This is a genomic window from Bradyrhizobium sp. WYCCWR15520 (assembly GCF_056174665.1).
The window spans coordinates 1-26,316 of the sequence record NZ_JBWBWM010000063.1 but is presented as its reverse complement, the minus strand read 5'-3'; the positions used below and the strand labels follow the sequence as shown (position 1 = coordinate 26,316).

The window sequence follows — 26,316 nt, the reverse complement described above, 5'->3', positions numbered from 1 at the left end:
GATGCTTCATGTCGATGATCTGATCGAGCCGGGAGCGGAAAAGATCCTGTTCCCCCGTCTCGCTCCGCTCTCGTGGCCGCATCGAATCTCTCGCCAAAGCCGGTTCTGCGCGAGTGAATCACAAATCAAGTTTGCAAGGAATCCCGCTCCAAAGGCCCGCTTTCCGGCAAATTCAATTACTGCAAAATGCCGTTTCCGGATTCCAAATCAACGGCTTGGGAATTCTTCACGGACGACGATGTCGTGGGCGCTGCAGCCGGCGTCGGCAAGCAGTCGGCCAAGCGTCTTGCGCAGGCCATGCGGCTGGCAGGTTAGAGGCAGCCGGCGGCGGTGATCGCGTCGCGCATGAACCGGCTGAAACCGTCGACCGTGAACGGCTTGCCGTAGGCCGTGGTGATGACCACAACATGCTTGCGCGGCGTCGCCGCCAGCGCCTTCTCCAGATCCTCGCTCACCGCCATGTCGACGGCGACTCCGGTCTTGTGGCGCCGGTAACAGGCGCCATCGTCGACTTGGGGCCATGTCAGCGCGTGGGTGTCGATGCGGGCGGTGCCCATGTTCAACATCAGCGCATAGGCGGTGCGCTGCTTCGTGCCGATCGGCCAGCGCCGTTCGTAAGCGGCATCTCGCCATCGGCCCATGACCTGATCTCATTCCCCTTCGGCCGCTTGATGCCGGCGGTCGGATCGGGTGTGAGCTTGAAATGGTTGATCAGGATGCGCAACTTTTTCAGCGTATCGAGAGCGGCGCCGGGCTTGTTGGCGAGCGGCGCAAGAATGAAGGTCTCAACGCGCTCCTTGGTAAGACCAGAGAACGCGCGGTGGCCGTGGTCGGTCCTGATCTGCTCAAGCCGAGAGTTGTAGCCATCCTTTGAGGAGTCGCTAAGGGCGCGATAGGCCGGGCTCGCCATGTAGGCAGTGATCTTCGCGGAGATACTGTCGGGCGAGTCCTTCTTCGTGGCGGACTTCTGTGTGCCGCCCATTGCCGCGGCGTAGGCAAGGCGAAACTCTTCCGATGTCGGATCGTCGGGGAGACGGATGCGCGGCCCGTTCTGACTGCGAACGCGAAACGATAGGTAGGTGTGACCCTTGACAGTGTTAGCCTCAACGTGCGGCGGCAGCCGGCGCCGTTTCCTGGTCATGTCCAGCCCTCGTCAGAGGCGGCTAGTTCCTCACCCTCATGAGGTAACTGATCTATGGCGATGTCAAGTTCCCTCGTGTCCCATGCCTTGCGCTTATCGCCTAGAATCCGGGCGCGCGGCATGCGCCCTGCTTCCACTAGACGGTCGAAGGTATTCGGGCAGACGCACACATAGGCCGCCGCCGCGTCGCGCCCGATCAGGCGGGGCGGCAAGGTGGACAGAAGGGCGGCCTGCTTTGGCATGGATCAGACCGCCTCCGCCTTCGTCTTGCTGGCCTCCGCGACGGCAATCATGAATTCGCTGACCGCGCGCAACTCTGTCGGCGAGAACACCCCGACAAATCTTTCAGCCGGCTTCGTGCGCAAATCGAGGAGGTCTCTTACGGCACGATCGAACGATCCGGTCCCGGCCCATAGTGTACTGGCGCTAAACTTCTGCGGCTCTGGTGGTGTGATCGACGGCAGCTCCGGCGGCGGTCCGTCAAGGATGGCTTCAGCTTCGCGCTCGGCCTCGTTATCGGATTCAATGCTGCGCTCGATATTGCGCAACATCTCGGCTTGCTCGGCTTCTCGCCGCACCCGATCAGCCTCTCGCTGTTCCGCTACGATCTCGTCAACAATAGCCTCGGCGGCTTCGTCGGTTTCCGGCTTACGCTCCTTCAGCGCGGTGACCGCTTTCTCGTGAAACGGCTCGCCACGGGTCCAATCGATGTCCGCTAATTTGAAGAGTGTTGCGTCGGGATAGTCGCCGTAGTGGTGCCTCCCGAAACCGATATCTATGATGCGCCTTGCATCGCACGGCTTCAGTCTCGTCCTGGTGGCATGTTTCTCCAACTCGTTGATGATCGCACCGATCGTATCGTCATCGTAATCGCTGCCAGCCAGTGTGTAGAGTGTGGTTTTTGCGAGCTTCAAATTCCGAAGCGGGCGGAATTTGGAAGCTAGTTCCGCGACCTTCATGTAGTTTTCGGCGGTGTCAACTGACCACTCAAATTCATCATCGAGCCAGTCGAGCCATTGGCCATGTTCGCACTGTTCCTTGGCCTCGATCAGAAGATCGCCGACATCGAAGATGTGATCCCGCTTCAGCTTGCTGATGTCGTCGGCGATCGTGTCGAGAGATCGATTCTTGCGCTTGGTCATATGACCAGCCTCCGATTGGAGGCGGCATCGTAGAGTGCAACTGCTTTGGGATTGAGCTTTCCGCCGATCCGGAGCTGCATATCGAGCGGTGCGATGTGCCCAAACAGGCGACCTCGTTCGTAATTCCACTCGCCGTTCCGCCAGTCGAACGGGATGCCCCGACGGACATCGGAAAGCCCAAGCTCGAATTCCGGCGACGACATGATCTGCACAGTCGTGATCCGAATTGTCGGCACCTGATCCACATCGCGCTTGTACGGACGCGCGCGCTTCCTGGTCGCCATCACCGCACCTCCCGCGGCTCATCGCCGGCAACCTTATCGAGGTCGCCGACGTGAATGCGGGCGGTGCCGTCCGGAGCAATTTCGATGTTGCGGACTGGAAGACCAGAAGACCGAACGGACCGGATAGCGCGGTCAATCTCACTCGGTCGGACGCGCCATGTTCCTTGGCTCATCTTTCGACTCGATTTTAATCGTGGGGCGGGTCCGCACGCAGATTTAGTGGCGTTTAGCCCGTTTATCAAGTTGGAACGCGCCGCAAACGACAAGGCAGGAATTATTGGGCAAACAGGAAAGCCCGCCGGTGAGCGGCGGGCTCTTGGTGTCGATGCCAGCACGATCAGAGCGCGGCGGACTGGTTATCGGCGGTGTCGTGGTGGCCTTCCGATTCCTTGCGGCGGCGCTCATCGCGATCGGCCTCGAGTTCAAGATTCGGAGGCTTGCTGATACCTGGTCGCGCGGCCGAGCGGCCGAGCTGCCATGCCATCATGACGAGATCACCATCGTCAAACTCGGCCTTGTTGATCTCGCGGACCTGGGCCTCGTATCCTTTTTGCGTGGAGACATCGGCAAAACCGATTTGCCATTCGACTTCGTAGAGGGCTTCTCTGATCTGCGCGTCCTGCGCTCTGACCTCTGATATCTCAGCCAGGAGCATGCCAACCTCGCGCGTCTCCGGCGGCCTTTTCTTAGCTCCGGCGAAGTGCATTCCGACGAGGTGCCCGCGGTAGGCCTCTTCACCCACCATCGACCGTAGGCGCCCCAACAACTTCATTTCGCGATCGTCCAGCCTGTCGCTCTCGCGGCAGAGTTCGCGGAGCCGCCTGATTATGTTGAACAACTCGGCTTCGTTGGATGTGCTAGAACTTGCCTTAGCCTTAGACATGGTCGTCTCCGTGTCTTGGGTCAGAGCCCTGGTCTAGTGTATTCGGCACTGACCGGGGCTCGCCGCCCGATAGGCGGCAAAGCTGATCTTGCGCCCGGTTATAAGTCATTGTCAACAAAGCGGAAAATGCACCGACTGGGTGCATTAGCGAGCACCAAACAACGGTGCAGCTTGGAGTCAGGGCATGAAAAGAAATCTCGATCTGATCAGGCGCATGATGCAAGCGCTCGAGCAAAACTCAGACCTCAATGGCCGGAGTAGTCATTCCTGTTACGCCAGTGAGCTGTTCGAACTTCCTGACCACAGCGACGATGAACTTGCCTACAATCTCATGCAGATTCTGGATGAGGGCTGGTTGGAAGGCGAGTATGTCGAGGTGTCAGGCAACTTCATCGTCAAGCGCTTGACCGCAGACGGTCATGATTTCATCGACTCCACCAAAGACCCCGATCGGTGGGAGAAAGCGAAATCCATGGCTAAGACCGCTAGCGGTGAGAGCTTGAGATTCGTCTTGGAGGCGGCAAAAGGTCTGGCCCGAGCTGAATTAGCTAAGTGGATGGGAGGAATGTTGCCGTAAAGCTCTCTCGCAGCGCGGAAGCGCGAAATCACTGTGCAGCTGTCTTTGCCTTGACCTTCGTGGTCGAATGGATGGCCAACACGTTGCACACGAAACGCGTGCCACTGTGACGGGCGGCAACGGCGCACATCACGTACTGCACCGCGAACAAGCCGCTAGCAATCCATAGGCTGCCCGCTGGTGCGCCGGCATACCAAATCGCGGCGGGCGCCAGCGGAACCATAGACAGCGACATCACCGCCATGTCGCGGTACATGAGGTACAGCTTGTGGGCCTCGGACACTGCGGGGTCATCGCCGACTAGGCGGTACAGCTTGTACCACATTGCGTTCTGCTGGCCTGGGTCGGTCGGCAACGCGCCCACGTTCTTTGCCAGCGCCGCCATGTCGATCCGCGCGTCGGCGGGCGCGTGCTTCGTAAAGGCGGCGCTGCCAGGAAGCGGGTTGGCGATCTTCCAGAAGACAAGCCGCGCCTTTGCATCGTGCGACAGTAGTCCCGTGAACAGCAAAACAAGAACCGGCAGGGCCGTCGCTGAACCTGCACGCAGAAGCGCCAACGTGCTGGCGTCTATCAACCCCGGCGCCACAAACAGCAACACCACGGCGGCGTCGAATGCCGCCAGCGACACCAGCCATTTCATGTTGGCGGCCTTCAGGACCGTGGAGCGGCTTTTCATCCTTGGTACTCTGTTTCGATGCCGAAGTTTCCTTGGTCGTCCACTTCAAACTGAATCCAGCCGTCGCGGCGGGTAGTAAGTACGTGCCTGTTGCGCCCCGAGGTGCGCACAAAAACTCCGTTGGCGTGATGCTTCATCACCTGATAGCGGTACGCTTGGACCATGTTCTGTGTGTCATGCACGATGGCCTTGTCCGACATTACGACGGCCTGGGGGCGGCAATAGTCGAAGATATCTTCGCAGTACCCGTTGTCGCGGCCGTGGTGTGAGGCCACGAGGATATTAACGCTCTCGAGCATCGTGCGGAATGCGGCGTTAGACAGCTGGTTTCGCCAGCCAGGCCCTTCAAGGTCGCCCGGAAACAGGATGCCGAACCGGCCGAACTTGATGAACACGACAAGACTCAGATCGTTCGTCTTCTGGAACAGCGGCCACGGGTTATAGAACATCGTGGCGGTGATGCCGCCCATGCTGCTGTCGAACGGGTATTCAACCGGCGCCGTAAACGTGCCCAAGTTCTGCATGTAGCGTTGCGCGTCGCGCGTCAGCGGGCCGCTCTGGCGCTTGACCGCCGCAAACGCCTGGGCGCCGAACGTCGGATTGTGATGCATGACAGGCACATCTATTCCGGCGTCCCACAGGCCCTGAAGGCCGCTCATGTGGTCCTGGTCGGCGTTCGTAATGAACAGATAGTCCAGCCTGTTTCGGCCGAGCGTTTGTGTGATGAACCCCGATGGCATCCAGTCGTGCGTGTCGCCGCTGTCGATCATTGCCAAGCGGCCAGCAACGCCGTTCAGCGTATGGTGGAGCATTGCGCAGGCGCCGTGCTCCACGTCCCAAATTCGAAGATGCATTGCCCCCGGCATTTCAACCCCCCGGCCCCGAAGCCTCTGGGAGCGAATGTATTCCCTTTGGATGCGCTTCCGCTAGTTGCGTCCCCTGGACCACTGCAACTTATCACCAGCCGAGATAATCCCCGCGGTGACCTGTGGTCTAATGTGCCGAGTGCGACGGGTTGGCGATCGGCACAAATCCGGCCTCGACCAGTTCATCCAGCATCGCCCGTAGGGCCTCCGGCCCGGACTCGCCACCGCCATGTCTTGCTTTAATGATGCCGGCGAGCTCCATTGCGCCAGCGTAGTCAATATCGTGGATCTCCATCGCGCGCGTCGGGTCGAGCTCGAGAACTGACTTAGGCATGATCAGACATCGGTGAAATTATGGTCGCCGGCGAAATAGCGTCCGGATCCATCCGGCGACGGCGCGCCAGTCGGGAAGCTGTAGATGTCTTCCATTTTGTCGATGATCGTTTGAGCGATTCTGTCACCATCAATGTTTAGGTTGAAGGCATATTGTTCACGCTTCTGACCGCCAGTGCCTGGGTTGAACCGCTGAAGATGTAGAAGGCTCTTATTGTCTATTGTCGGCGCCGCATCCGGAGTCGGTTTTGTGCTGAAGATGCCTTTGACCTTGCCGGCTACGCTTTCCAGCCATCCGATAAACGACATGAGGGCATTCCTGATGCCGTCGAACATGGTGACGATGTTCTGCCATGGGATCTGGGCGAGCGTGCCAATCGCGGCGGCTACGGCGCCGAGACCCGGCACCGCGCCGATGATGGTCATGGCGACGTCCTTGATGGTCTCGGCGTTGGCCTTGATGCTCTCCCAATTCAAGGCGGCGAAGATGCCAAGCGCGCCGGAGAGCGCAATGATGATACTGGGGACGCTCGCAAGCGCAACGAGCGAGGCGAGCGAGACCGCGCCGAGGACAACGAGGCCCGCGCCCAGGGCGGCGACAGCCTTGAAGATTAGCTGCATTTTTTCAGGATCGATTCCCGTGGCGACGGAGGTCAGGCCGTTTATCGCAGAAGTAAGTTGCTTCAGGACGGCCACGACGTTCTCGCTGTTCGGGCCCGCCACCGCGAGCAACAGGTTGTTCCAGGCGTTCTGCTTTGCGTGCATGTTCGCCGTGATGCTCTTGTCATTGATCAGATCGTAGGATGCGCCAGCGCCAACGCCTTGCTGCATGCGCGAGCGTTCTGCGATCATCTGCTGCCGCCCCAGAGCCTCCTCCATTGTGAGGCGCTGGGTGGTCTGCCGGCCGGTCAGCGCATTATTGCTTGCTGCTGTTCTATCGGATCCGTGATGCCCTTCTTGGCAAGCTCCTCGTTGATCTGCTTGGCGAACACGAGGGGATCTTGGCCGATCAGTTGCGCCAATCGCTTCGAGGCTTCCGAACCAATGGAGACGTGGCCGCCTTCGCTCGACCATTCGCCTGGCTTCAAAAATCCCATTTCTTCCATGCCCTCGGCGGTGCGCTTCTTCATGGTGCCGCTGGCGAGCTGCTGCCACAAGGACATGTACGCCGTGCCGGCGCGGTGTCCCCCCATCATTTGAGACTGAATCGCTAAGGCGAGGAATCCTTCATCGCTCAAGCCGCGCAGGGTCGGGCCGCCCTGCTGCGCCAGCGCTAGGAGGATATCTTCATTGACCATTCCGTGAGTCGCCGCCTTGATGCGCGCAACCGTATCGAGGAACGACGATAGCCGGTGAGGGTCGATGTTTTTTGTGATGGGGTCGGTGATGCGGCCGGACATTTCACCGGCCCTGATGACCTTTTGCAAGCTGCCGGTGACGTCTCCCTTGAAGTGCGCGTCGCTTTGCTGGGTCCAGGCATATTTGGCGAGCGGCTCCCATGTTTCCATCGCCTCATGTTCGCCCATTATTGAATACGTGGTGCCGGGGATCTTCAGGAGATCCTGGACTTTCATGGGAACGCGCTTTGCGATGTCGAAGGCCTTGGCGGTCATGGTGCCAGCTGCGGCGGCGTTGCCGAGTCGCCGCCGAGCCGCTGCAGCTTGATCAGCTCGTCTTGGAAATCTTTGGTCTTGTCGACCAGCTTCCCCATGGCACCGAGAATTGTGGAGCCGGCCAAGATGCTGCCGGCCTCTAGCTGATCGGTGGTCACTCGTCTGCACCACGATATCGACGCCGTTAACCAGCAGAGACCGTCTACCGTTTCGCGCTGAACCATCGCCTTAAATGGCACAATCTCGGCAAAATACCCCCGTATGTACGCTAGCTGCGCCCGCGCCTGGGCGCGATCGGCTCCAAGCAGCATAACAAGGGGGCGCTCGCCAGCTCGCACCTTGCCGTCCGGCTTGAACGTGGCGGCCGCATAGGCGGCGACGGCTGAAGCGATCGAATCCTTCCCGCTTCTCCGACCTGCAACGAGATTTACCGGGTCAAAATAAAAGTTTTGTGATACCATCTACTTAGCACCAATCAGGTGCATGGTTCCGGCCCGGCCAGGGACGAGGAGGCCGGCTGGCGGACCGGGTCGAGCCGGCGCGAACGCGCGGACAGCGCGCGCTGCTAAGGCGCTAGCGCTTCTTTGCGAGGACAACCCCGGCGCTAACCTCGGATGGCATCACGCCGGGGCCGTCGCTTGCCGCCGATCGGGGTGATGGGGCCGAGTTGATCGGCCGCAAAGGAATAGTGCGCGCAACCCTAGCGACGGACAAGCGACCGATTCGGGTGTAACGGGCTATGCGGGGTGGTGAACTACCCCTGTGAGGCCGGCACGCGCATGGAATCGCAATTCCCGGCCCTGGTGACTATGTGAGGGTATGGAGAGCCCTAGAATTAGAGCACTTCGGCAAGCTCAGCTATACGGATACCTTATCGACCGCACTGGCAGGCTCTACTACCCCGGCGGCAGTCATCCTGTTTGTAGCGTGCAGACTGCGCAGGAGATGGTCAGAGCTGGGTGGCTGGTACGCCGCCGAGATGGCAGATACGAGATTACACCCGCTGGACTGCGCGTGCTGGAACTAGAGCCCCCAGCGGCCTGATAAGCCCAGATAGATGCGAGACGGGAGCCTGCTTAAGCCCTGACCACCTTCAAGATCGCCGCCGCCAGCCAGTTGGCGCACGCCGGGGCGATGGCAGTGGCGTTTAGCGCAAGCGGGAGATCATCGAGGTGTCGACCGCGTAGCTCTTCGCGATCTTGGCCAGGGTCTCGCCGGCTGCCCGGCGCTTCAAGGCTTCCTTCCTCTGGAAGTCTGTCAGCTTAGGCTTCCGGCCGAACTTCTTGCCCTCTGCCATGGCGCGCTTACGGCCCTCGGTGGTGCGCTCTGCGATCAAGTCGCGCTCGAAGCTTGCGATCGCGGCCAGCACGGCCAGAAGCAAGCGGCCCTGCGATGACGTGGTGTCGAATAGCGGGTGGCCGAGCGACCGGAACGCAGCACCGGCCGCGCCGATCTGTTCGATCAGGTCCAATAGCTCGCGGGTAGAACGGCCGAGCCGATCGAGTTTCGTCACCACGACGACGTCGCCGGACTTGAGGGCCATCATCAGCTTCGTCAGCTGCGCCTGACCCTGAAACAAAACTGGCCCATAGTAATCCGCCAACACAAGTCAAAATAAGGCCAACTGCGAAAATCAAATTAAAGCCAAAGCGGCAATCAAGCGGCGGAATCCAAGCCAATCGCGCGGTTGATAGCATCCATTAAGGTATCTTGCGAGAAGGGCTTCTGAACAAGCAGCCTGCCTCTTAGCTCGTCCGGCATCGTTTGGTTGCTATAACCGCTGACGAAAACGATCGGAACGCTTCGTCTATCGAGAATATGAACGACCGGGGTTACAAGAGAACCCGCGATGTTAATGTCTAGCAGGGCTAGATCGAACGAGCCTGTCTCAGCCAATGACATCGCCGCCTCAATATTTGCGGCTTCCGAAATGTTCAAGCACCCCAGCTCTTCCGCCATTTCAGCCAACATCATCCTGATCAGGGTTTCGTCCTCGACCAGCAGCGTGGAGATTGTGCGCATGAGGGATCATCCAGGACTAGTCGGGGCGATTCAGTTAGTCATCTGTTCTTATATCAGGCGCCTTCACGCTGACAGGCGGCGGAGCCTCGCCAACATGATCCTTCAGATCTGCGGCGGCCTCCACTAGCCGACCGGCCAACGCGGGATCAGAAGATACCTTCGCCATTTTTAGTAGTGCTGCTGCGGCTTTGCGGGCATGGAAGCGATTCTGCGACATAGTTCCCCGAACAACCCCATTACGCGTAGCTTTGGTGTTTCGCAGAACTCCTGGCATGTGCTTTCGTTCCGCAGGACGTTCAGAAAATGCATAGGCGCGGCGGCGCCCGGCTGGGCTGGGCCTCTGATTTGCCACCTTTTCCCACTTCTATCGGCGTGCCAGGTAGGGCCCCACTCCACCTGGCTGTTTGCAGATGGAAATACTTTGGATGGCCTCGGCGCACCGCCGCGCGTTGGGGCCATTTTTATTCTGCCGACTACCTCGTATTCGAAGGCCACGCCTTTCGCGACCACGCATGGTCCGGTGTGGCTCAGGCGTCGCTTTTGGAGGCCCGGCGGACCACTTCTTTCCGATTAAGAATGATTTAACTGAAAACAGTTGAAATCCTACCGAGCAATTGCACCCTCGATGGAGGCCGCGATGAGATTGGTAGTAGCGCTTGTTGCTGCCACGATTCTTGCGAGTTCCGGATTTGTGGTAGCTCCTGCAAGGGCCGAAAACGGCCAAATCGCCGCTGGGGTGGCCGGGGGTCTTCTCGGCGGGATGTTGCTCGGTGGCGCACTCGCGGCCCGCCCGGCTCCCCCACCACCGGTGTATTACGTACCTGCCGCGCCGCGGGTATACGTCGAAGAACCGCCGCCCTGTCGAAGCGTTCGCGAGCGTTATTGGGACGGATATTCCTGGGTATCTCGCTGGGTCGAAGTCTGCGACTGAAGCAGACAGCGGCTGATATGCTTACGCTTCAAACGCCCGCGCGCGCGTGAGGCGGCGCGCTCTCTCACCATTCCTCGGCTTCATAGTCGTTGACGACCTCGATTATCCGACCGAGTCGCTTCTGGTACGGCCGAGCATGTCGATACTGTCCCGCACCAAGACCAGATCGCGGCGGTAGTCTTTGGAGTGCTCGATGATGTCAGGGATCGGCGGCCGTTTTGTTCCGCCAAAGTGATCCCAAGAAATCGCGGTCTCGCCAGATGTGTTGAACGGCCTTGGCGAACGCTGGAATTGGAATCCACCCCGGCGTGCCGCTGGGGTCTCCATTGGCGCGCCAAACTTCGGCCAGCGTCCAGGCCAGCGCCTCGACATAGGCATCAGTATCGTCACCCCCCTTGATGCCGAGCACGTCGAGCATCTTGCTTGCGAGTAGCTGATACTCGCCTGATGCGGGCTTGACGCGGAGAGTCTGGTCAACCGTCTTGTAGGCCGCCGCGATATCGGCGAGCGGCGGTAGCTTCTGCTGGATTTCAACGGCGCGGGCGCGTGAGGCTATCCAATCGATGTTGTCGCCGAGCGCGATCAGGTCGCCATCCTTGTCGACGGCAACGAATGAGGCGGCATCTCTGGCGGCCCAGATCGGGCCGCACCACTGTTCCTGCAAGATGAACGGCGCCAGCGCCGTGTTCATGATGGCGGCGACGCCTGTGCGTGTCTGCATCACCAGTGAGCCGCCGATGGGGGTCACGACGCTGTTTGCCATTACGCGCCCCCCTGCTGCTGCAGCTTGCGCATCAGCCGTCGGTATTGCTTTCACGTCGCCACTGCGGAGGAGGCCGGTTAGGTTGCGATGACGCTGCGGACCGCGCGCCGCTGTCTTGGCCGAGCCCTGAACCAGGATCTCGCTCGCGCCGCGCCAGCGACGACCAGCACCGGCGGCGTCATAATTGCGGAACGCAAGCGCAGCTGCGCGAAACCGAGGGCCGATGTTGGTGAGGGCGTTGAGCATCAGTTTTGCCGAAGCTTGGCTTCCTGTTTTTCCACCGAATGGACAAACCCAGCGACGGCGACCCAAACCGGGATTTTGAGATAGTCCGCGATCTCTTCGAACGTCGGCCGCTCACCGCCGACGATGATCCGCTGCTGCAGCTCTGAGCAATGGCGCTTGAACAGCGGCCCTCATGTAGGCTTCCAAGGCTGGCACGGTTCGATGTCCTCGTCGACGAGATGCTGCGCCTGCATCTTCTTGCGACGGCCCTTGCGCTGGTTCGTCTGCGTCGGCGTGCTGGTCATTACTTGCTCCCCTCGTATCCAAGGGCTGCTTTGACCTTGCGTTCAAGGTTATCGAGATTCACGACAGTCGCTGACCAAACATCCTCATTCTCGAGATGGGCCAGCAAGGCGCTTTCTTTGACGATCTCTCCGTACCACACGCCAGGTATGTGCATTTTCAGGAACGTCCCAGACGCTTTCTTGGTGGCAGTCTCATGCAGCCCCCTCCAAACAACGAAGAAAGCCGTATCGTTTTTGAACCCGTGCATGTCCAACTGCGTGATGACACCAGCCTGTTCTTGAGGAATGCCGCTATCGACGATGACCCCAAAGGCAGCGAAGCGAATAGCGTCCTGGATCTGCCATTCCCGAGCTGCCCCAAAAATCGGATTATGCGGAGGGCGGAAGTGGCCCCGCGCGATCCATTGCTCGGCACGGCCACGCGTGATGTTCAGGGCGTCGCAGATTTGCTTCAGCGTATAGATCGGTTCGGACATTTTCTCTGACCTCAAACATTGTGTTTGAAGTTATGTCAGGCCTCAAACATCATGTCAATGATCGAAAAAGCAGAGTCTCGCGCATGGTGACCGCGCTCATGAAGGCCTCAACCTTCCGCGTAGCCGCTTCCTGTTCTCCTATCCCCTTCGTCAGAAGTCTGGGCTGCCGCGACGGGAACGAATTGAGAGAGCGTAGGCCGCCGGCCGTAGGGCCGGCGCACTGCGCCCCTCGATGTCGCTGGTGTTCAAATCATTGCGGAAGACGGACTTCAGTCCGGATTGGGGGCGTCAGCCCCACCGGAGTCCTCGGCCGGGCTCGAACGCGGGGGCAAGGGCGCTGAAGGCGCCGCCAACGGTGGGCGAAACCCCTTGAGGCCCGCGAGCGAGTCTGGCCTCCGGTGCTAGCCGTCGGACTCTTTTGACCGAAGCATATATGGAATCTGGTCCGGTCAAATTCGTCCAACCGTCCAACTCTTTGAAATAATGTTGATTTTTGGCCTGCGCGTGCCGACCAGGCGACCCGCTGTCTTGTGAATAGCGCAGGTAAGTTCGCTACCAGAAAGTTGTAACTAATTGAAAAATAATACGTTTTGTGGGCAGCACGGCGACGCCTTCCAGGGGAACTTCAAATATGTGTTGACGTTGTGTACACGGCTACCCTATATACCAATCAGCAGCAGAGAGGGATTTTCCAATGTCAACCGCAGTATTAGAGCGCCCGCCCGCGCGTTCGAAGGGGCGGGTCCAGAAAAGTAGCGCGAACATTCACATTCGCGCTCCGCAGCAGACTAAGCAGCTCATAGACACCGCCGCTGCTGCTGTTGGCAAGACATTGAGTGAATTCGTGCTTGATAGCGCGCGACAGCACGCCATCGATGTTCTGCTCGACCAGCGTCTATTTGTTCTAGACGCGGAAAAGTATGATGCATTCATCGATGCTCTCGACAATCCGCCGCCTGCCGGACCTGCGCTCAAGGCGCTGATGAAGCGTCGACCGCTGTGGCAGAAATAGTCGAGCATCCTCGTCAAGCGCGCGGCGAACTCACTCGCCCCGTGCGCTTGACGACTTTCCACGATCTCGGCCATTTTGATTGCGGAAAGCCGCCGCTTAATGATTGGATCAAAAATCAAGCGCTGAATAGCGAGGGGCAATTCGCCCGAACTTACGTGGTATGTAGTGGCAATGTGGTCGTAGGCTATTACTGCATTGCTATGGGCAGCGTTGAACGCAAACAATTACCGTCCAAGCTGAAGCGCAAGCAAGGTCTCCCCAATCACGCACCTGTCGCCATTATCGGCCGACTGGCTCGTGACAAATCGCCCCAATGGAAGGGCTTGGGCAAGGACCTCTTGCAGGACGCGCTGATACGGATTGTTTCCGTTTCGGAAAACATCGGAGTTCGTTGCGTTCTTGTTCACGCGATCGACGACGAGGCAGCGCAGTTTTGGAAAGATCAGGAATTCCAGGAGTATCCTGACGGTTCGCGAACGTTTTTTATGCCAATTGAAACTGTAATCGAGGCCATGTCTTAGGGCCTTTCTCAACTCAACACAGCGCCGACCGGTTGTTGTCCAGCGCGGTCATGCGGAAAGCCGTCGACCTCGTCGAGGAACAGGTACCGGGCGGGCGTCGATCGCAGACCAACGGCGGAGTTGGCGCCCACAAATGCTATTTGCCACCCGGGAAGGACTTGAGCGTCGCCGTATTCCCGGGGTCGCGAGATCGCGCCTTAGTGACCCGCTGGCGCACGATCGGCGTGCTGTCGATCAAGGGGTCGATGCGCGTGCGCACGTTGCGACGGGCGCTTTCCGTGGTTGGCATCACGTAGAGCATCAGGCCGGGCGCGTTGCTTACGACGTAGCCGACCCAATTCAGCCCGGCTTCCGTTGCGCCCAGCTGGGCCCCCTTCATAAAGACAACGCGGTCGACCGGTGAGGATGCCGAGAGTGCATCCATCACATCGCGGAGGTATGGGGTCCGATCTGTCCGCCACGGACCTGGTTCGGAGGCGGTCTCCGGCAACATCCGATGCGCGTCTGCCCAAGCGGAGATAGTTAGCGGCGGCTCGGGTGCGAGCCCGCGACACCATATATCCTCGGCCCAGCTTTCAACAGATGAGATCATGGCCTCAGGACAATCCGGACTGTACCCAATCCCGCAATCGAGCGATGGCAACAGGATGCTCGTATGTCCAGCTGTGGGTAATACCATCTGGCGCGGATGCGCTCGCCCAATCTATGTGAGTGAGCGAATAATTTCCAAAGGGCAATGGTTCAATTGCAAGTTCAACCAGAAGGCCCGCCCTGAATTCTGTCCATCCGAACGACCAAGAAGCAAGCGCTTGTGCTGCGAACACTGCAATGGTCCCTAGTAACGACAGGATGAAGATAATGGGGATCACAAAAACAAGGAGCAGAAATAGGATTACGACTACGACTCTCAGGATTTGGCCATCAGTAAGCCACGATCCCATCTGCCGGAATAATTCTACAATCCCAATTTCCGCGAGATCCGAGGCGATCGGTATCGCGGCGCGAAATGCAGTGTAGAACAGAATGACCGCGAATGCGGTAAAGCCCATAACGACAAGGGGACGTTCGCTGAACAGAGGACGGAACAAGTGCTCTATTTTCTGAGAGAGCTTTACAGCAAGCCAAGCGTTAAACTGGAAAGCCGAAAGAGCAGCTGCTGCTTCATCACCCGAGCAACGTAAGAACAGGTAATTCCCTGTTGGAATATCCGTGGTTTGCTGAAGAATCGTCTTCGCAAGCATTGCATCAATTGTGTCTCGGGATCGATAAGGCCTGAAAGCAATTAGCGTCAGCAACAGCGAAAGAACCGCGAGCGCGGCGACTCCCCACCAGAATTGCATCGGCCAATCGGCAATATTCTTTATTGAACGTGGGAGAGCGTACTCGGCCCAAACGGTCACTGGTGCAGCACTCATGAAGAGAAGAACTAAGAGAAGAGGTCGTATTGCGCCTGCCCGAGCGCGAATTGCCACGAACGGAGTTGAAAGGAATGCGCAGCCGGTTACCTCTAGGGCTACCTCTGGATAAGTCTTTAGGAAGTAAGCAATAGCGTTCCCACCGTGGCTATGGCCAATAATGAAGATTTTCTCAGAAGGTAAGTGCGTTCGGATTTCGTCGACTTTCGAGCGAATTTGCTTTGCGGCAGCCTGACGGGCGCTCGCGCGGTTTTTGCCGGTCCAAGGCACTTGTTCAAAACGAGCGGTGTCTGTTGGAGGGCTGACTTCCTCGGCTAAGCCGGACTGCAACGCGGGCCAATCTGCGGCATTTGCAAATGTGCCGTGTACCAGAATGAAGGTCGCCATGGTCGCCCTCTCATTACCTGCCGACATCTGCCCGCATTCTTATCCACTCTGCAGATCTAGCAAAGACGTCGCCGCCAGTTCGGTTAGATGGTCGCGGACGAGCTGGTCAAGCACGCCGTATAGCCTCGTCGGATCGATTTCAGCTTCGGTTGAGATTTGGGCAGTCGCCCGCGCAACCCATCCGATCCAACGATCGCGCTCGGCGGTGGCCCGCTCGAAGATTGTCCTTTCGGCACGGTCGACCAGTTCGCCAGATCGCTTTCGGATTCCAATTCGCGAAGCTGAGCTTTCCAGCGAAGCTTCTCACCGCGCGTTTCCGTTGCCGTCTGCGGCATATCGAACGCATCGGGCTTCCGGGCCGCTCGGCGGTGATGATCGAGGTTCTTGTCGGTCCAGCGCTTCGCCTTTGCAAAATCGATCTTGCCATCTACCCGGACGGGCAGGCCTTCCTTTTCCAGCTGCGACACCCGCGATCGACTGACATTGATGCGGCGAGCGAATTCGGCCTTGGAGATAGTCTTAGGGCGTGGAGTAGGGGCGGTCGTCATTGTTGTTGATCGTTCTGTTGGCTGCGATTGACGGGAGAAAGCGAGGCCTCGCACCGCGACATGGGAAGCGTCATCGGGAATTTTGACGGGCGGCTTGTCTTGGTCGGTGATTGCCGCGCGAATATAGTCGGCAACTTCCTCAATTGGATCGCGCCAGATTCCATGGTAGGAGCCGTATCATTGGCAAAGCGGCGCTTTAGCGAGGCTTCGGCTTCAAGTACGAGTGCAGCGTCATCCGGCAGCAGCATCTTGCATATCGCCCGACTGATCATGATGAGGCGCTTCATCGCGAGTACATCAAGGGCATGATTGAGAGCGAAGCTGACAGCCCAGCACGCCTTGTCGTTCTTCTGAAGGGCTTGTTTGACGGTCTTTCGGGGAATGTCTTTGAGCGCGTAGCGCAAGACGGCTTCGGGCTCACCCTCCGGAAGATACACATTCTTATGAGCCGCAACGACCGCGACCTCGGGCAACGCCTGCGCGAAGAAGTGGTTATCCAAGCAGGCCGATGGGTGCCGTGTGATAGGCGTTGGATGCGCTGAATCTTCCGTCATAAATCGCTCTTCAAAATAATGGCTTCGGTCCGCCAAAACGGCGGAAAGTCCTGAAATACAGCTATATTATAGAGGGCGTATGGTTGAGCGTTCCTGAATTAGGGCCAACCCCTTGATTCCGATGGACGTTTGCGCCGTCCGTTTCGGTCTTCCAGAGGGCCTCGGCCCCGCAACAAGGCGTCGGTAATTTTTAGGGGTCTTCAGGGGCTTAGCCGCCCCAAAATGCACCGAGAGGATTGCAACTTAATGGATTTTCAGACCTTGGCGTACTATATTGGTGGGAAGGAGAATCCATGTCGATCCGACGTCCCGCGACCAAGCCCCACTATACCGCCGAGGTGATCCAGAGGTTGGCTGCTGCCAACAACGTTGCAGTTGTCGTGACAGCGAATGACGTATTTGCCCAGCACGTGACGCGGCTCTCCGGCGACGACGTGAATTTCGATCCTATCGAGAATACCATCGTTGCGCTCCAGCGAGCCGGGATTTTGGACCGCGTTCAGGCTGTGCGCCTTCAGGCACGCTATCTGCGCGAAAGCCGTCCGTGACATTTGATCCGTTGGGGGATTTTGCGACGCGCGGCTATTGCGCAATGTGGCCAAGGCGAAAAAGCCAGAAATCGTCCAGCGCCTTCTGCACAACTCGTTCCTGACCGGTATCGATGCCGCCTTGGCAGACCTCAAGGCGCCGCCTTCGCTGAGCTATGACGACGTTCTAAAAACGCACAAACGCTGCCGTATTCCCATGGGCCGGCGAGGATCGGCACACAAACGCGTCTCACATCCATGTGAAGAAGGGCGCCATCTTCTTCGCTCATCCCGACGACATTCGCAAAGCCATCGACTACGCGCTGGATAAGGCACAGGACATGGCATTCATGGCGGAGAAGCCTGGCGAAGTCATGGGCTATCTCACCTACGGTCACCCCTTCCTGGACGGCAACGGCCGTACCATCATGATTCATGCGGAGCTTGCGCGCCGCGCTGGTATCGGCATCGGGCCGCTACCGATAAGGATCGGTATCTTGCCGCCTTGACGGAAGAACTCGAACAGCCCGGTAAAGGCAAGCTCGATGCCTATCTAAAGCCATTCATCCGCAAGGGCTCCGAGATCAAGGACATTGCGGACGCGATCAAGGCGGCGCCGGGCCTGGATGGCAGCGGAGCTGATTCGGTCGCGGGTGAGACAAATGACGCAACGGTCAAGGCCCAATACGAAGCGCAAGAAGTCAAACGCAAGGGTGGACAAGGCGCAGCCGGGAAAGACTAGGGCGGCTCGAAGCGCCTACGTACCCGCGTACATCACATCCGAGACCGCAAATTCCATCTCGATGAAGCGGCGTGCCAGCCTGTGCATGACATCGGCCGCCGTGTGCAGGCGTCGGATTTCATGGGCATCATCCGGATCGGACTTCGAGTGCTTGCCTGCATGCGCAACGGCAATGCGGCAGGAATCGTGGATGTATTTGTGCGGCGGTTCGTTGCCGCATAGGGCAAGAAAGCGGGCGATATCGTCGTCTCCCTGCTTGGATGCGGTTCGCAAAGCCTCAAAATTCGTCACAAACCATTTCCGGGCTGCTTCCTTGCCGTGATGCCGGATCTCGATGATCTTGTAGTAGTTCAAGGCGGCGTAGCTGATGAACCCATTTTGCTGGGCGTTGCGTGCCTCCCGGAAGAGCGCAAGTGCGCGCCGTGCTTCCTCGGAATCCGGAATTTTCCGGTCAAAGATGTATTCATGCGACGTTGTGAAAGCGAGGTCCCGCTTTGTTACGGCAACCGGCACGGGATTTCCCGACCAGCCATGCTCTGCAATAGCAAAGCTATCGTCGCACCAAGCCATCACGCTTAAAAAGCGGTTTGATTACCGTCATGGCGGTCTGCTCGTCAATTTGGTTGGCCGTCAGATCGATGTTTACAGATTGCACGTGATCCTTGGTCTTGGGCATGAGGACCAACTGATACCGGTCGAACGCGACGAGCTGTTCTTCCTTGGGCCACGTTACCTGGTTATCGACACCGATATTGAGAAAGCGCGAGCCGTTGCGGACGCCGAGCCTACGGTAACGCGCCTGCTCGGCTTCCTCGGCATCGTATTCCGAGCCGTCGCCTTCGGGAGGGGCAGGGAAGCGCTCGGCCAGTTCCCATTACTGCGCGAGGCGCCGAAAGAACTCATTCGTAAACGTCATCTCGCGCAGCGCGGGTGCATTCATCCGGTCGTGGTCGGGGTCGAAGTCGACCTCGCGTCCCTTTGCGAACAACGAAACCGCTCCCTTCGGCACGAAATACGCCCGGTGTTTCTGCCCATCGCGCCGATAGACGACCTTCGCCCCGCCATGACTATTCATTCCCGGCGCCGATGGCGGCGGCGCGCGAATGAAGCTCTTCCGGGCCTCTTCATCAACGTGTCGGAGCCGTTCACGAACTTGGCCATTCTGCTCCAGAGCACCAGGTTGCCGCTGGCGTAAGTGAGCCGGCTTTCCCGTAGTGCCAGAACATCCTCGACCAATTTCTTCGTGCGGGAATCGTCGGCCGAGAGAATCACTTTGCACGACCCGTCCTGCGTAGTCTGATTAAATGCGTAGTCTGATTAAAAAGGGTCGGCTCGCGCCGAGCACGGCCTTCTGTTTGGATTTCTTGCTTGAAGGTTGCGATGTGCCCCGCCGGCTCGGTGAACTTGGCGGCAATCGCGAACATTGATGTTCGCCGGTTCTTCACTTCCGAGCATAAGCGGCATCTGTGCTTGACCGGGATCAGTCGAGCGCGGCTCATTGGCAGTCCCTGAGACGGGCCCCCCGCGAGCGCTTTGGCAGTGGCGGGTTTGCTCCTGATTCCAGCAATCGGCTGCCGCTCGCGGAATCTGGTGAGCGCCTTGCATGGCGAGCGAAAATATGCGCAACTGCCTGCTTTTGAATGACGTTGCTGACCGTCGGACTTCCGACATCGTCGTCTTGAACCGGACAAGGTGGCGCTCGTGTGATGTCGGTTGCCTCTCAACGCGCGGCAGCTAGATTTTCGATTTCGTATTGAGGGAGGAAAATTATCACAAGACCGGAACGGCGGCCGCCGCGCTGGCGTCTCGATCCTGGTACAAGTTCCTTTAGGTCCAGGTGCTGATGCGATCCTGATCAGTGTCCTCGTCCGCTTTTGTCGCCGCCTCGCGACTAATAACTGGTCTCTGCTCGGGCGATAGCACGTGACAGCCCATCATCTATCTGCTCGTCTTCGCTATACATGATTGGTTGGCCGCGTTACCAAGCTACCGCGCGATTTCTAAAGCGGGAATATGGGCATCGAGTTCGTTCAGCCGGTCTGAATACGTGCGCGGTTGGCCCTTTGAATTCCAAGGTTTCCCATGTTCACTTCCTAATCTCGCAATGAACGTGTGTTCGGCGACCGTGGCGCAACTTTTGAGACCGTCCTTTACCAATCCTGATAGGTGCCTCGCAGGCCTTTGTTGGCGATACTGCTCAACGGAAGCAGGAGCGACCCACAATGAAGATGGCTGTTTGGAGTGCGCTTGGCGTTTTTGCGTTTGGAGTCTTTGCGGTAGGCGCCTTCGGATGGATATTAAGGCCGTTTATGAGCGAGCCTGTGAGGCAGATGCTGACGAATCTATTAAGCAGCTCAACTGGTATTGAAGCGAAGTCCCCACGAGAAGATTAGAAGCTTTGGTGGAGTAAATTCCGACCACAGCCGTTTGAGAAGTCTGTCGACCAAACGATCAGATACATCGAAAGCGGCAGATGCCAGTGCGACGTGAAATCGTCCAGTCTGACCGCGAAATCGACGACATTCGTCATTTCGCAATTGCCGCGAGCGGCTCGCTCGTCTGATCAAGACTCATCAATGATGAAAGTGGTATCGCTGGGCACCGATCCGCCGGCTCCTCTAGGCGGATCCGTTGGTGCTCGACGCCAGGGGGCGTCCTAATGTTAGTTGCCGACCGCAATGGACGATAGTCTTGGCGAGTTCTTCGCCGAGCTCGGTTAGGACTTCGTTGCAGCTTGCTCGAGCGCAGCATGAATTCCCTCCGGACGTCGGGATTTTGGGTGACGAGGTGACCAGGCGGCGCTGTTAGCCGGCATTTGGATGATCTCGATGCCATCGTTGAATCTGACACCCGCAATGATCTTCGGCAACTGTTTGTGCCTTTGGGCCGCCAAAGCTCGTGATGCGGCGATGACACTTCAGCCTGGCGGTGGTCGGCGACAACGAGCCCGTGGTGCGCACGTCCTGTGCCGCATGGTGACGAACACGCTCTCGATGCGATTGGTCGTGCGCAGGTGGTCGCAATGCTCGGCAGGAAAGTCGCAGAAGGCCAGGAGCGTCGCGGTCCTTGACCAGACATTCGACCGCCCGGCCGTACTTGGCGCGGTATTTCTCGGCGAATTGGCGAGCGGATCCGGTTCAGCTCGACGATCCTGCCGCTGTGGGCACGGCGGACCCGAAGTCTGGATGCGCTGTTGCCAGTGCTGTATCTGCGCGGCATCTCGACCGGGGATTTCCAGGAGGCGCTGACCGCCTTGCTGGGTGAGGACGCGCCGAATCTGTCGCCTGCGGTGATTTCCATGGAAGCACTGAGCAGCCTCGGTTGAATGGTGGCTCAGCTGAGCGGCCTGCCACTTTCTCAGCTCTGTTTTGAGATTAACACTGCGTCAATTGCGGCTAGCTGCGTTGGCCTGCTTCACTTCCAGATTCCATACAGAATGCCGATACCGTCAGCGGCACTCACTTAAGGTGAGCCTCATTCCAAGAAACCTCTTTTCAAGGCTGCCCGTAACAGCGCAGAGGAAGCAGTTGGCCAAGTTTGCGCTTCATGACCATAGACAATCCTCATCAATAATCTGGCGAGCTAGGCGAAAGGATCGAGATCGTTCATCTTGCAAGTATTCGTTCAGGGTGCGACGAAGGCCCAGTATTCGACACTACTGTCGACATAGCGCCCATTGCGGCACATCTACGACGTGCTAGCGCGCCTACAAGAAGCATGATCAGGCTTGGTCGAGCAGAAGAACAGCGCGGGCGATCTGGCGATTCCTTAGATCGGTCGCTTATCACCTGTCTCGGACTGGCGCTGAAAGCAGTGTCGCCCGCCTTTTCGATTCTTCGGGATGAGAGGGTGCTGCGCTTTTCGGGAAGCACCCAAAGACAGCTCACGATCTTAAGCCGGACCCATCTTGCACAGCATAACGCATGATATCGGTGAAGCAGCCTAATCTGCATCGTCGGGGCGCCCGTTGTTAACACCACGAGACCAGCGGCAGCTTTCCGGAGCAGGCCGTCGGGCTCGACGTCGAGACCTTTCTTGTCGGGCTAAGGGCTCTCAGATTGCCGACGGACGCGCACGTCTGGTGCGGCATGGTTATAGTTCGGCGCAAAACGATCGAGACCTGCGTAGGCCTGGATCCAGTGCAGTCCGCGATCGTGCTGCGACACGCCCAGTATCTAGGTGCAGTACTTCCGGCGTTCAGAAGCAGAACGCGCCTTCCTGTTGCGAATACGAGGTCAAGCGCGCAAAAGATGCCGCGGTTCTCGTTGTGGCATCACTTTTGCTTGCTGCTGGGTCGCTGGCGGGCAGATCTCAGGTGGAGATTTAGAATGTCTGAGTTGTCGAAGCTGAACGTACTTGCGCTGCCTTTTGCGGTAATGATTGCGCTGTTCCCAGCGTCCGCGAAAGCGCCGATCTGGAGTTCGAGCGATCAATACGGTACTTATTCCCTTAATGGCTATTCCTGGAACAACGACGTATATGGCCAAGGTGCTGGGCCTCAGACGATCTCGGTGCATGCGGTCAATCAATGGAATGTGTGGTCGAACCAACCTGAAACCGACGGCATCAAGAGCTATCCCCACCAGGCCTTCAACGTTGGGAAACGGCTGAGTGCGATTAACAACCTGAGCTCAAGCTTCAATCAGAGCGTCCCGACTGGCGGCCGTTGGAACTTCGCCTACGATATCTGGGACAGCTCAAATGGTTATGAGATAATGCTCTGGACCAATTACACGGGGAATCCCGACGGAAGCGGCGATGTTAAGCCCATTTCTTACAACTACACTTCTTCCGGGGCCGCGATTCCCGTCTACAAAGGCATCAATGTGGGCGGAGCGACTTGGAATGTGTTTGAAGGCTGGAACAAACACAAGGTCATTTCGTTTCTACGCACTTCCAAGACCAACAGCGAGACCGTGGATCTCAAGAGTATCCTGCAATGGATCAAGTCGAAAGGATACTTCGGCGACATAATCGTCGGCAGCGTCCAATACGGCGTTGAGATAACCTCGTCCCCAGGTGGACTAAACTTTGACGTCAACCATTGGGCTGTGACCTCGAAGTGACTACTTTTTTGGGACCGTCGGCGAGGTGATCGTCGGCCCGGAGTGGGCACGGTCTTTGGGCGTTTTCTGTAGCAAGTCGGTGGCTGGAATGGCAGCTTCAGTGTAAATCTGGCCCGGCGTTGGCATGCCCCGCTCAATTCGTCTTCGGAAGCATGGCGACGTTCAGTCTGTAGTTGCCCGCATCTTAGACATCAAAGCCAGCCCAACGTCACCACCGGAAGGGCTGACCCGCTGCAGCACGATCGCTAGGGGTAAGGTGGACTCTTCGAGACCATCAAGACCGAACATGGGTGTTATGCGGATTGACACTTCGCGCTGGGAGCGCCAGTACGGAAAGAAGCCTAGCGGGCGCCGCTATTGGCGCTTTCGGATCATCTCGCCCCAAAATACAGCCCAAGATTATGAATTCAGAACGGTCATACCGTTGACCTTCCCCAGCGCGTGCCGCGCCGCAATGGAGAAGGCCCGCCAGCGCGGTTCGGCCCAAATCGTGGTACTCCCTTGAGGGACCGTACGCGGCGGACCATAGAACGCGTTTACCGCAAGACGCGCCGACGTGAGGTGTTCTGCAGGCATCGCCAGTCCGAAGCACTGTATTGCAGATCGAACGAGGTGGGCTCCACGCCAGATCGAGCTGCTGCTAGTTTGATGGATATCGGGTTAAGCCAAACCCACCTTGCGCTCGAACTCAACCGGGCTGAGATAGCCGATCGTCGAGTGTCCTGCGGGTAGTGTTGTAAAATCTGTCTGTCGTCCTTGCATCTGCTGCAATGGTGGCGATATCAATCGCTGGACATTGCCTTCTTGATCACGACGCTGGCTACACTCGCGCTGGAAGATAAGCTCATCAATTTGCAGATTGGAGTAATGCTTGTTGGCGGGGATCGTCTCCAGCGTGTGCCTGGGCTTCTACCAGCGGCTCTCAAGCTCATCAACAACTATGGGCCGACTGAAGCTACGGTCGTGGTGACCTCGGGATGGCTCTTCAGCGACAACGCTGTGCCGCATGGCCGCCCGATCGCGAACACGCGGGTGTACCTGCTGGATGCTCATGGTGCGCCGGTTCCGTTTGGGGGGGACCTTTTGCTCGGGGGGGGGGGGCGGGGTGGCGCGCGGCTACCTGATCCGCGATGGCATAAGATAAAGCATTGCAAAATCGATTGCTTGGGTTTTCTGACCACGCCCGGAGATGACATCGGGCGCATACATGCGAGCCCAATTGCGCGACGTGTTGTAGAACAATTGCAGGTCGGGCTTGATGTCCCAAAGCGGCGAGCCCTTGATCCGGCCGCAGTCGTTCCGCTTCGGGCGCAGCTTGCCGGGCGTGAACTGATCCGGCGCGGCATCGAGTGGCGGGAAATAGCGCGGCTCCTTCTCGTCCTTGAAGGTCGCCCACACCCGCACCGCCGCATGTCACCTTCAGACCTTCGATGGCATCCGGGACAATTGGCCGTGGTCGGAGATCGGCTGCGCGGCGACACCGCCGACACCGAGGTGTGGGATCAGCTCGCAGAATTGATCTCGACGCCGATCGATGGCTTCCCGATCCATCTGACGTTCGTCGATAGCGGCTTTCGCCCGGGCAAGGCGGACACTCTGCCGCTCAATCGCGTTTACGAATTCTGCCGCCGCTTTCCGAAGCGCGTCCGCCCGACCAAGGGATCGAGCGCGCCGATGCGTGTGCCGCTCTCCAAGATCGAGGTCAATCCATCCGGCAAGGCGGCGAAGTTCGGTCTCGATCTGGTGCGGCTCGATACCGATCACTGGAAGTGCTTGGTGCACGAGCGATTGCGCTGGCCGTCCGAAACGCCCGGCGCATGGAATGTGCCGGTCGGCATCGATGACGATTACTGCCACCAGATTGTCTCCGAGGCGCAGGTCAAGTCACCGACCGGGCGCCGGGAGTGGATCAGGCGGTCGAAGAACAACCATTTCCTCGACTGCGAGGCGATGCTGGCCGCGACTAGCTACCTCATGAACATGTAGCGGGTTGGCCAGCCGCGAGAGCGAGAGGCGCCCGCCAGGACGAACGAGAACCCGCCGCCACCGAATGACGTGCGACCGACGCACCGGACTTTCCCGCGTGCGCCGCGCCGGATCGTGCGGTCGGGCTATTTGGGAGTGTGAGCCATGGCAAGGAAATCGGGCGCGCTGACATTCACGCAACAGCAGCAGGAAGACTTGCTGACCGCGATTGCATCCGGCGCCGAGCGCGTGAGCTATTCGGACGAGTCGGTCGAATATCGCTCGCTCTCCGAGTTGCGGGAAATCCTCGCGGGCATCGATGCCGATCTGAGCGGCGCCGGGGTGCGCCGCCGGACGTTCCGCATGGTCGCGCGTGGGAATAGGGTCTCTGAGCGATGCCTGTCGCCACCGCGACCGAGAAGCCGCGCTATCGCGTCAAGGCGCCGTCGATCCGCAATCAGGCCGATCCGGCGGCGCTGCCGCGGAAGCCGCGCGCCCTTAGGCGCCGCCAAAGTTCAGCGCCGTTAAGGCAGCCGGTGGCCCACTGATGGTCAGGCCATGGCAGGTGCTGATCGAGCAAACTCTGCCGGGTCGGAAGAATCATGGCGTTCGTCACGGATCACCTGTCGAACCAGTTTCCTGCTATGACCGGTTTGGCGCACGATCTACTTGATCCGCGTTCCGCTTTTCGACAGGGCCAAGATCGTCGCATTGGTCTCTTCGCGGCGAAGATATCCGTCATACTGCAAGCGCTCGGCCGCAGGGAGCAGTTTGGGATCGATTGTTGTCACCCCGATTGCGCTGCGGATCTGGCGCATCGATTTGCGGACGGCATCGAATGTCGAAAACCTTCACCGGATCCCGTCGGCCAGAACTATCGCTCGTCTCATGACGGTCGGACAGGATACGCTGTCGAAGGCAGAGACGGTCACTGTCGCGGCGATCGAAGCTGGCGTACCAACCCTGGTCGAGGCGCGCGAGATCATAGTCGAATTCCACTTGATGATCCGGCGCAGGAGCCGCCGCCGAGTTGTCGCTATGGATCGAGCGCGCTCGCGCCAGTCTCGTTGCCTCATTCGCCCCCGCGTTACGGATGATGAAGCGGCGGTTCGGGCGGCGATCACCTTGCCTTGGCCCAACGGAGGTGCGAGCGAGGAGAAGAACGACATGACTTCACCTCGCCGGAGGCGTTGACGACCGGTCACCCGGCCCTGGTGACCTTGCCCCACGGGCTTAATCCAGCTTGAAGTTCGTTCTGGCCCACAACAAGGACCAGAGCATGAAGCGCAGCCGCTTTTCGGAAGAGCAGATCATCGGGATTTTGAAGGAGCATGAGGCCGGC

The 26,316-nt window shown here is 58.6% G+C and carries 33 protein-coding genes and 5 pseudogenes; 14 read left to right on the top strand and 24 right to left on the bottom strand.

The genetic code is table 11. The annotated features are described in order from the left end of the window. Positions 1–311 precede the first annotated feature (311 nt). The 6 genes from AC0QUY_RS39025 to AC0QUY_RS39000 form a co-directional block, all read right to left on the bottom strand. Complete coding sequence (locus AC0QUY_RS39025) at positions 312–557, bottom strand: site-specific integrase (RefSeq protein ID WP_161855604.1); 246 nt, start codon at positions 555–557, stop codon at positions 312–314. A gap of 8 nt (positions 558–565) precedes the next feature. Continuing rightward, the gene (locus AC0QUY_RS39020; RefSeq protein WP_161855603.1) at positions 566–1,141 is read right to left on the bottom strand and encodes a hypothetical protein; all 576 of its coding nucleotides are present in this window, start codon (positions 1,139–1,141) and stop codon (positions 566–568) included. After that, positions 1,138–1,383 (bottom strand): helix-turn-helix transcriptional regulator, encoded by a 246-nt coding sequence (locus tag AC0QUY_RS39015; RefSeq protein ID WP_161855602.1) that lies wholly within the window; start codon positions 1,381–1,383, stop codon positions 1,138–1,140. The genes AC0QUY_RS39020 and AC0QUY_RS39015 overlap by 4 nt, the downstream gene beginning before the upstream one ends. 3 nt (positions 1,384–1,386) lie before the next feature. Beyond that, the gene (locus AC0QUY_RS39010) at positions 1,387–2,283 is read right to left on the bottom strand and encodes a DUF3102 domain-containing protein (protein ID WP_161855601.1); all 897 of its coding nucleotides are present in this window, start codon (positions 2,281–2,283) and stop codon (positions 1,387–1,389) included. Continuing rightward, the gene (locus tag AC0QUY_RS39005; RefSeq protein WP_161855600.1) at positions 2,280–2,567 is read right to left on the bottom strand and encodes a hypothetical protein; all 288 of its coding nucleotides are present in this window, start codon (positions 2,565–2,567) and stop codon (positions 2,280–2,282) included. The genes AC0QUY_RS39010 and AC0QUY_RS39005 overlap by 4 nt, the downstream gene beginning before the upstream one ends. A gap of 337 nt (positions 2,568–2,904) precedes the next feature. After that, positions 2,905–3,309, bottom strand: a complete 405-nt coding sequence (locus tag AC0QUY_RS39000; protein WP_161855599.1) for a hypothetical protein — start codon at positions 3,307–3,309, stop codon at positions 2,905–2,907. A 325-nt stretch (positions 3,310–3,634) separates the two neighbouring features. On the opposite strand from AC0QUY_RS39000, the gene AC0QUY_RS38995 reads away from it, so the two are divergent. Continuing rightward, complete coding sequence (locus AC0QUY_RS38995; RefSeq protein WP_161855598.1) at positions 3,635–4,027, top strand: DUF2513 domain-containing protein; 393 nt, start codon at positions 3,635–3,637, stop codon at positions 4,025–4,027. A 28-nt stretch (positions 4,028–4,055) separates the two neighbouring features. Here AC0QUY_RS38995 and AC0QUY_RS38990 read toward each other — a convergent pair whose 3' ends face one another. The 8 genes from AC0QUY_RS38990 to AC0QUY_RS38955 form a co-directional block, all read right to left on the bottom strand. After that, entirely contained in the window at positions 4,056–4,703 is a 648-nt protein-coding gene (locus tag AC0QUY_RS38990) for a hypothetical protein (protein WP_161855597.1), read from the bottom strand. Beyond that, positions 4,700–5,569 carry a ComEC/Rec2 family competence protein gene (locus AC0QUY_RS38985; protein ID WP_161855596.1) on the bottom strand — a complete coding sequence of 290 codons (870 nt, stop codon included), beginning with the start codon at positions 5,567–5,569 and terminating at the stop codon, positions 4,700–4,702. The genes AC0QUY_RS38990 and AC0QUY_RS38985 overlap by 4 nt, the downstream gene beginning before the upstream one ends. A gap of 127 nt (positions 5,570–5,696) precedes the next feature. Further along, complete coding sequence (locus AC0QUY_RS38980; RefSeq protein WP_161855595.1) at positions 5,697–5,903, bottom strand: hypothetical protein; 207 nt, start codon at positions 5,901–5,903, stop codon at positions 5,697–5,699. Positions 5,904–5,905: 2 nt separating this feature from the next. Then, a complete protein-coding gene (locus tag AC0QUY_RS38975) occupies positions 5,906–6,781 on the bottom strand; it encodes a hypothetical protein (protein WP_475391253.1) in 876 nt (291 codons plus the stop codon). 29 nt (positions 6,782–6,810) lie between these two features. After that, on the bottom strand, positions 6,811–7,515 hold the full coding sequence (locus AC0QUY_RS38970) for a hypothetical protein (RefSeq protein WP_161855593.1): 705 nt from the start codon (positions 7,513–7,515) through the stop codon (positions 6,811–6,813). Continuing rightward, on the bottom strand, positions 7,512–7,976 hold the full coding sequence (locus AC0QUY_RS38965) for a hypothetical protein (protein WP_161855592.1): 465 nt from the start codon (positions 7,974–7,976) through the stop codon (positions 7,512–7,514). Before AC0QUY_RS38965 ends, AC0QUY_RS38970 begins: the two co-directional genes overlap by 4 nt. A gap of 686 nt (positions 7,977–8,662) precedes the next feature. Next, a complete protein-coding gene (locus AC0QUY_RS38960; protein ID WP_474417121.1) occupies positions 8,663–9,121 on the bottom strand; it encodes a recombinase family protein in 459 nt (152 codons plus the stop codon). Between the two features lie 50 nt (positions 9,122–9,171). Further along, positions 9,172–9,537: a response regulator gene (locus AC0QUY_RS38955; protein ID WP_161855590.1), complete on the bottom strand. Its 366-nt coding sequence runs from the start codon at positions 9,535–9,537 to the stop codon at positions 9,172–9,174. A gap of 637 nt (positions 9,538–10,174) precedes the next feature. Between AC0QUY_RS38955 and AC0QUY_RS38950 the strand changes: the two genes are divergently transcribed. Then, entirely contained in the window at positions 10,175–10,468 is a 294-nt protein-coding gene (locus tag AC0QUY_RS38950; protein ID WP_246738318.1) for a hypothetical protein, read from the top strand. Between the two features lie 199 nt (positions 10,469–10,667). On the opposite strand, the gene AC0QUY_RS38945 is transcribed toward AC0QUY_RS38950, so the two are convergent. Beyond that, complete coding sequence (locus tag AC0QUY_RS38945; protein WP_161855589.1) at positions 10,668–11,231, bottom strand: hypothetical protein; 564 nt, start codon at positions 11,229–11,231, stop codon at positions 10,668–10,670. Between the two features lie 251 nt (positions 11,232–11,482). Between AC0QUY_RS38945 and AC0QUY_RS38940 the strand changes: the two genes are divergently transcribed. Further along, positions 11,483–11,623, top strand: coding sequence for a hypothetical protein (locus AC0QUY_RS38940; protein WP_161855588.1), 141 nt, complete (start codon positions 11,483–11,485; stop codon positions 11,621–11,623). A gap of 137 nt (positions 11,624–11,760) precedes the next feature. On the opposite strand, the gene AC0QUY_RS38935 is transcribed toward AC0QUY_RS38940, so the two are convergent. Beyond that, positions 11,761–12,237: a hypothetical protein gene (locus tag AC0QUY_RS38935; protein ID WP_161855587.1), complete on the bottom strand. Its 477-nt coding sequence runs from the start codon at positions 12,235–12,237 to the stop codon at positions 11,761–11,763. 694 nt (positions 12,238–12,931) lie between these two features. Here AC0QUY_RS38935 and AC0QUY_RS38930 point away from each other — a divergent pair. Together AC0QUY_RS38930 and AC0QUY_RS38925 are read left to right on the top strand one after the other, a co-directional pair. Continuing rightward, positions 12,932–13,249: a type II toxin-antitoxin system TacA family antitoxin gene (locus AC0QUY_RS38930; RefSeq protein WP_161855586.1), complete on the top strand. Its 318-nt coding sequence runs from the start codon at positions 12,932–12,934 to the stop codon at positions 13,247–13,249. Then, positions 13,237–13,770 (top strand): GNAT family N-acetyltransferase, encoded by a 534-nt coding sequence (locus tag AC0QUY_RS38925; protein ID WP_161855585.1) that lies wholly within the window; start codon positions 13,237–13,239, stop codon positions 13,768–13,770. The genes AC0QUY_RS38930 and AC0QUY_RS38925 overlap by 13 nt, the downstream gene beginning before the upstream one ends. Before the next feature lie 8 nt (positions 13,771–13,778). Here AC0QUY_RS38925 and AC0QUY_RS38920 read toward each other — a convergent pair. From AC0QUY_RS38920 to AC0QUY_RS38905, 4 genes and pseudogenes are all read right to left on the bottom strand, one after another. Further along, a pseudogene (locus AC0QUY_RS38920) lies at positions 13,779–14,194 on the bottom strand (phage terminase large subunit family protein). Between the two features lie 172 nt (positions 14,195–14,366). After that, the gene (locus tag AC0QUY_RS38915) at positions 14,367–15,572 is read right to left on the bottom strand and encodes an esterase/lipase family protein (RefSeq protein WP_161855584.1); all 1,206 of its coding nucleotides are present in this window, start codon (positions 15,570–15,572) and stop codon (positions 14,367–14,369) included. 83 nt (positions 15,573–15,655) lie between these two features. Further along, positions 15,656–16,120: a hypothetical protein gene (locus AC0QUY_RS38910; protein WP_161855583.1), complete on the bottom strand. Its 465-nt coding sequence runs from the start codon at positions 16,118–16,120 to the stop codon at positions 15,656–15,658. After that, positions 16,117–16,674: a hypothetical protein gene (locus tag AC0QUY_RS38905; protein ID WP_161855582.1), complete on the bottom strand. Its 558-nt coding sequence runs from the start codon at positions 16,672–16,674 to the stop codon at positions 16,117–16,119. Before AC0QUY_RS38905 ends, AC0QUY_RS38910 begins: the two co-directional genes overlap by 4 nt. Positions 16,675–16,967: 293 nt before the next feature. Here AC0QUY_RS38905 and AC0QUY_RS38900 point away from each other — a divergent pair, with 293 nt between their 5' ends. The 3 genes from AC0QUY_RS38900 to AC0QUY_RS38890 all read left to right on the top strand — a co-directional run bounded on the left by AC0QUY_RS38900 (position 16,968) and on the right by AC0QUY_RS38890 (position 17,943). Next, entirely contained in the window at positions 16,968–17,222 is a 255-nt protein-coding gene (locus tag AC0QUY_RS38900; protein ID WP_161855581.1) for a hypothetical protein, read from the top strand. 239 nt (positions 17,223–17,461) lie between these two features. Next, on the top strand, positions 17,462–17,710 hold the full coding sequence (locus tag AC0QUY_RS38895; RefSeq protein ID WP_246738317.1) for a Fic family protein: 249 nt from the start codon (positions 17,462–17,464) through the stop codon (positions 17,708–17,710). Then, positions 17,707–17,943, top strand: a complete 237-nt coding sequence (locus AC0QUY_RS38890) for a hypothetical protein (protein WP_246738316.1) — start codon at positions 17,707–17,709, stop codon at positions 17,941–17,943. Before AC0QUY_RS38895 ends, AC0QUY_RS38890 begins: the two co-directional genes overlap by 4 nt. A 15-nt stretch (positions 17,944–17,958) precedes the next feature. On the opposite strand, the gene mauJ is transcribed toward AC0QUY_RS38890, so the two are convergent. After that, complete coding sequence (gene mauJ / locus AC0QUY_RS38885) at positions 17,959–18,456, bottom strand: methylamine utilization protein MauJ (protein ID WP_161855580.1); 498 nt, start codon at positions 18,454–18,456, stop codon at positions 17,959–17,961. Between the two features lie 136 nt (positions 18,457–18,592). Between mauJ and AC0QUY_RS38880 the strand changes: the two genes are divergently transcribed. Continuing rightward, positions 18,593–19,138: a hypothetical protein gene (locus tag AC0QUY_RS38880; RefSeq protein WP_161855579.1), complete on the top strand. Its 546-nt coding sequence runs from the start codon at positions 18,593–18,595 to the stop codon at positions 19,136–19,138. Positions 19,139–20,659: 1,521 nt separating this feature from the next. Here AC0QUY_RS38880 and AC0QUY_RS38875 read toward each other — a convergent pair. Next, positions 20,660–21,062 (bottom strand): annotated as a pseudogene (locus AC0QUY_RS38875) (transposase); the annotation flags it as partial. A 5-nt stretch (positions 21,063–21,067) separates the two neighbouring features. Here AC0QUY_RS38875 and AC0QUY_RS38870 point away from each other — a divergent pair. The 3 genes and pseudogenes from AC0QUY_RS38870 to AC0QUY_RS38860 all read left to right on the top strand — a co-directional run. After that, positions 21,068–21,241: pseudogene (locus tag AC0QUY_RS38870) on the top strand (IS256 family transposase); the annotation flags it as partial. A gap of 1,030 nt (positions 21,242–22,271) precedes the next feature. Next, complete coding sequence (locus tag AC0QUY_RS38865) at positions 22,272–23,009, top strand: glycoside hydrolase family 12 protein (protein WP_057861833.1); 738 nt, start codon at positions 22,272–22,274, stop codon at positions 23,007–23,009. 867 nt (positions 23,010–23,876) lie between these two features. Further along, positions 23,877–24,092 (top strand): annotated as a pseudogene (locus tag AC0QUY_RS38860) (AMP-binding protein); the annotation flags it as partial. A 33-nt stretch (positions 24,093–24,125) separates the two neighbouring features. Here the strand turns inward: AC0QUY_RS38860 and AC0QUY_RS38855 are convergent. Continuing rightward, positions 24,126–24,413, bottom strand: a complete 288-nt coding sequence (locus tag AC0QUY_RS38855) for a hypothetical protein (protein WP_141688675.1) — start codon at positions 24,411–24,413, stop codon at positions 24,126–24,128. Between the two features lie 48 nt (positions 24,414–24,461). Between AC0QUY_RS38855 and AC0QUY_RS38850 the strand changes: the two genes are divergently transcribed. Both AC0QUY_RS38850 and AC0QUY_RS38845 read left to right on the top strand, forming a co-directional pair. Further along, on the top strand, positions 24,462–24,995 hold the full coding sequence (locus tag AC0QUY_RS38850) for a terminase gpA endonuclease subunit (RefSeq protein ID WP_161855578.1): 534 nt from the start codon (positions 24,462–24,464) through the stop codon (positions 24,993–24,995). A gap of 144 nt (positions 24,996–25,139) precedes the next feature. Then, a complete protein-coding gene (locus tag AC0QUY_RS38845; RefSeq protein ID WP_161855577.1) occupies positions 25,140–25,502 on the top strand; it encodes a phage head-tail joining protein in 363 nt (120 codons plus the stop codon). On the opposite strand, the pseudogene AC0QUY_RS38840 reads toward AC0QUY_RS38845, so the two are convergent. Next, positions 25,450–25,810 (bottom strand): annotated as a pseudogene (locus AC0QUY_RS38840) (ISL3 family transposase); the annotation flags it as partial. The gene AC0QUY_RS38845 and the pseudogene AC0QUY_RS38840 overlap by 53 nt on opposite strands. Positions 25,811–26,316 lie beyond the last annotated feature (506 nt).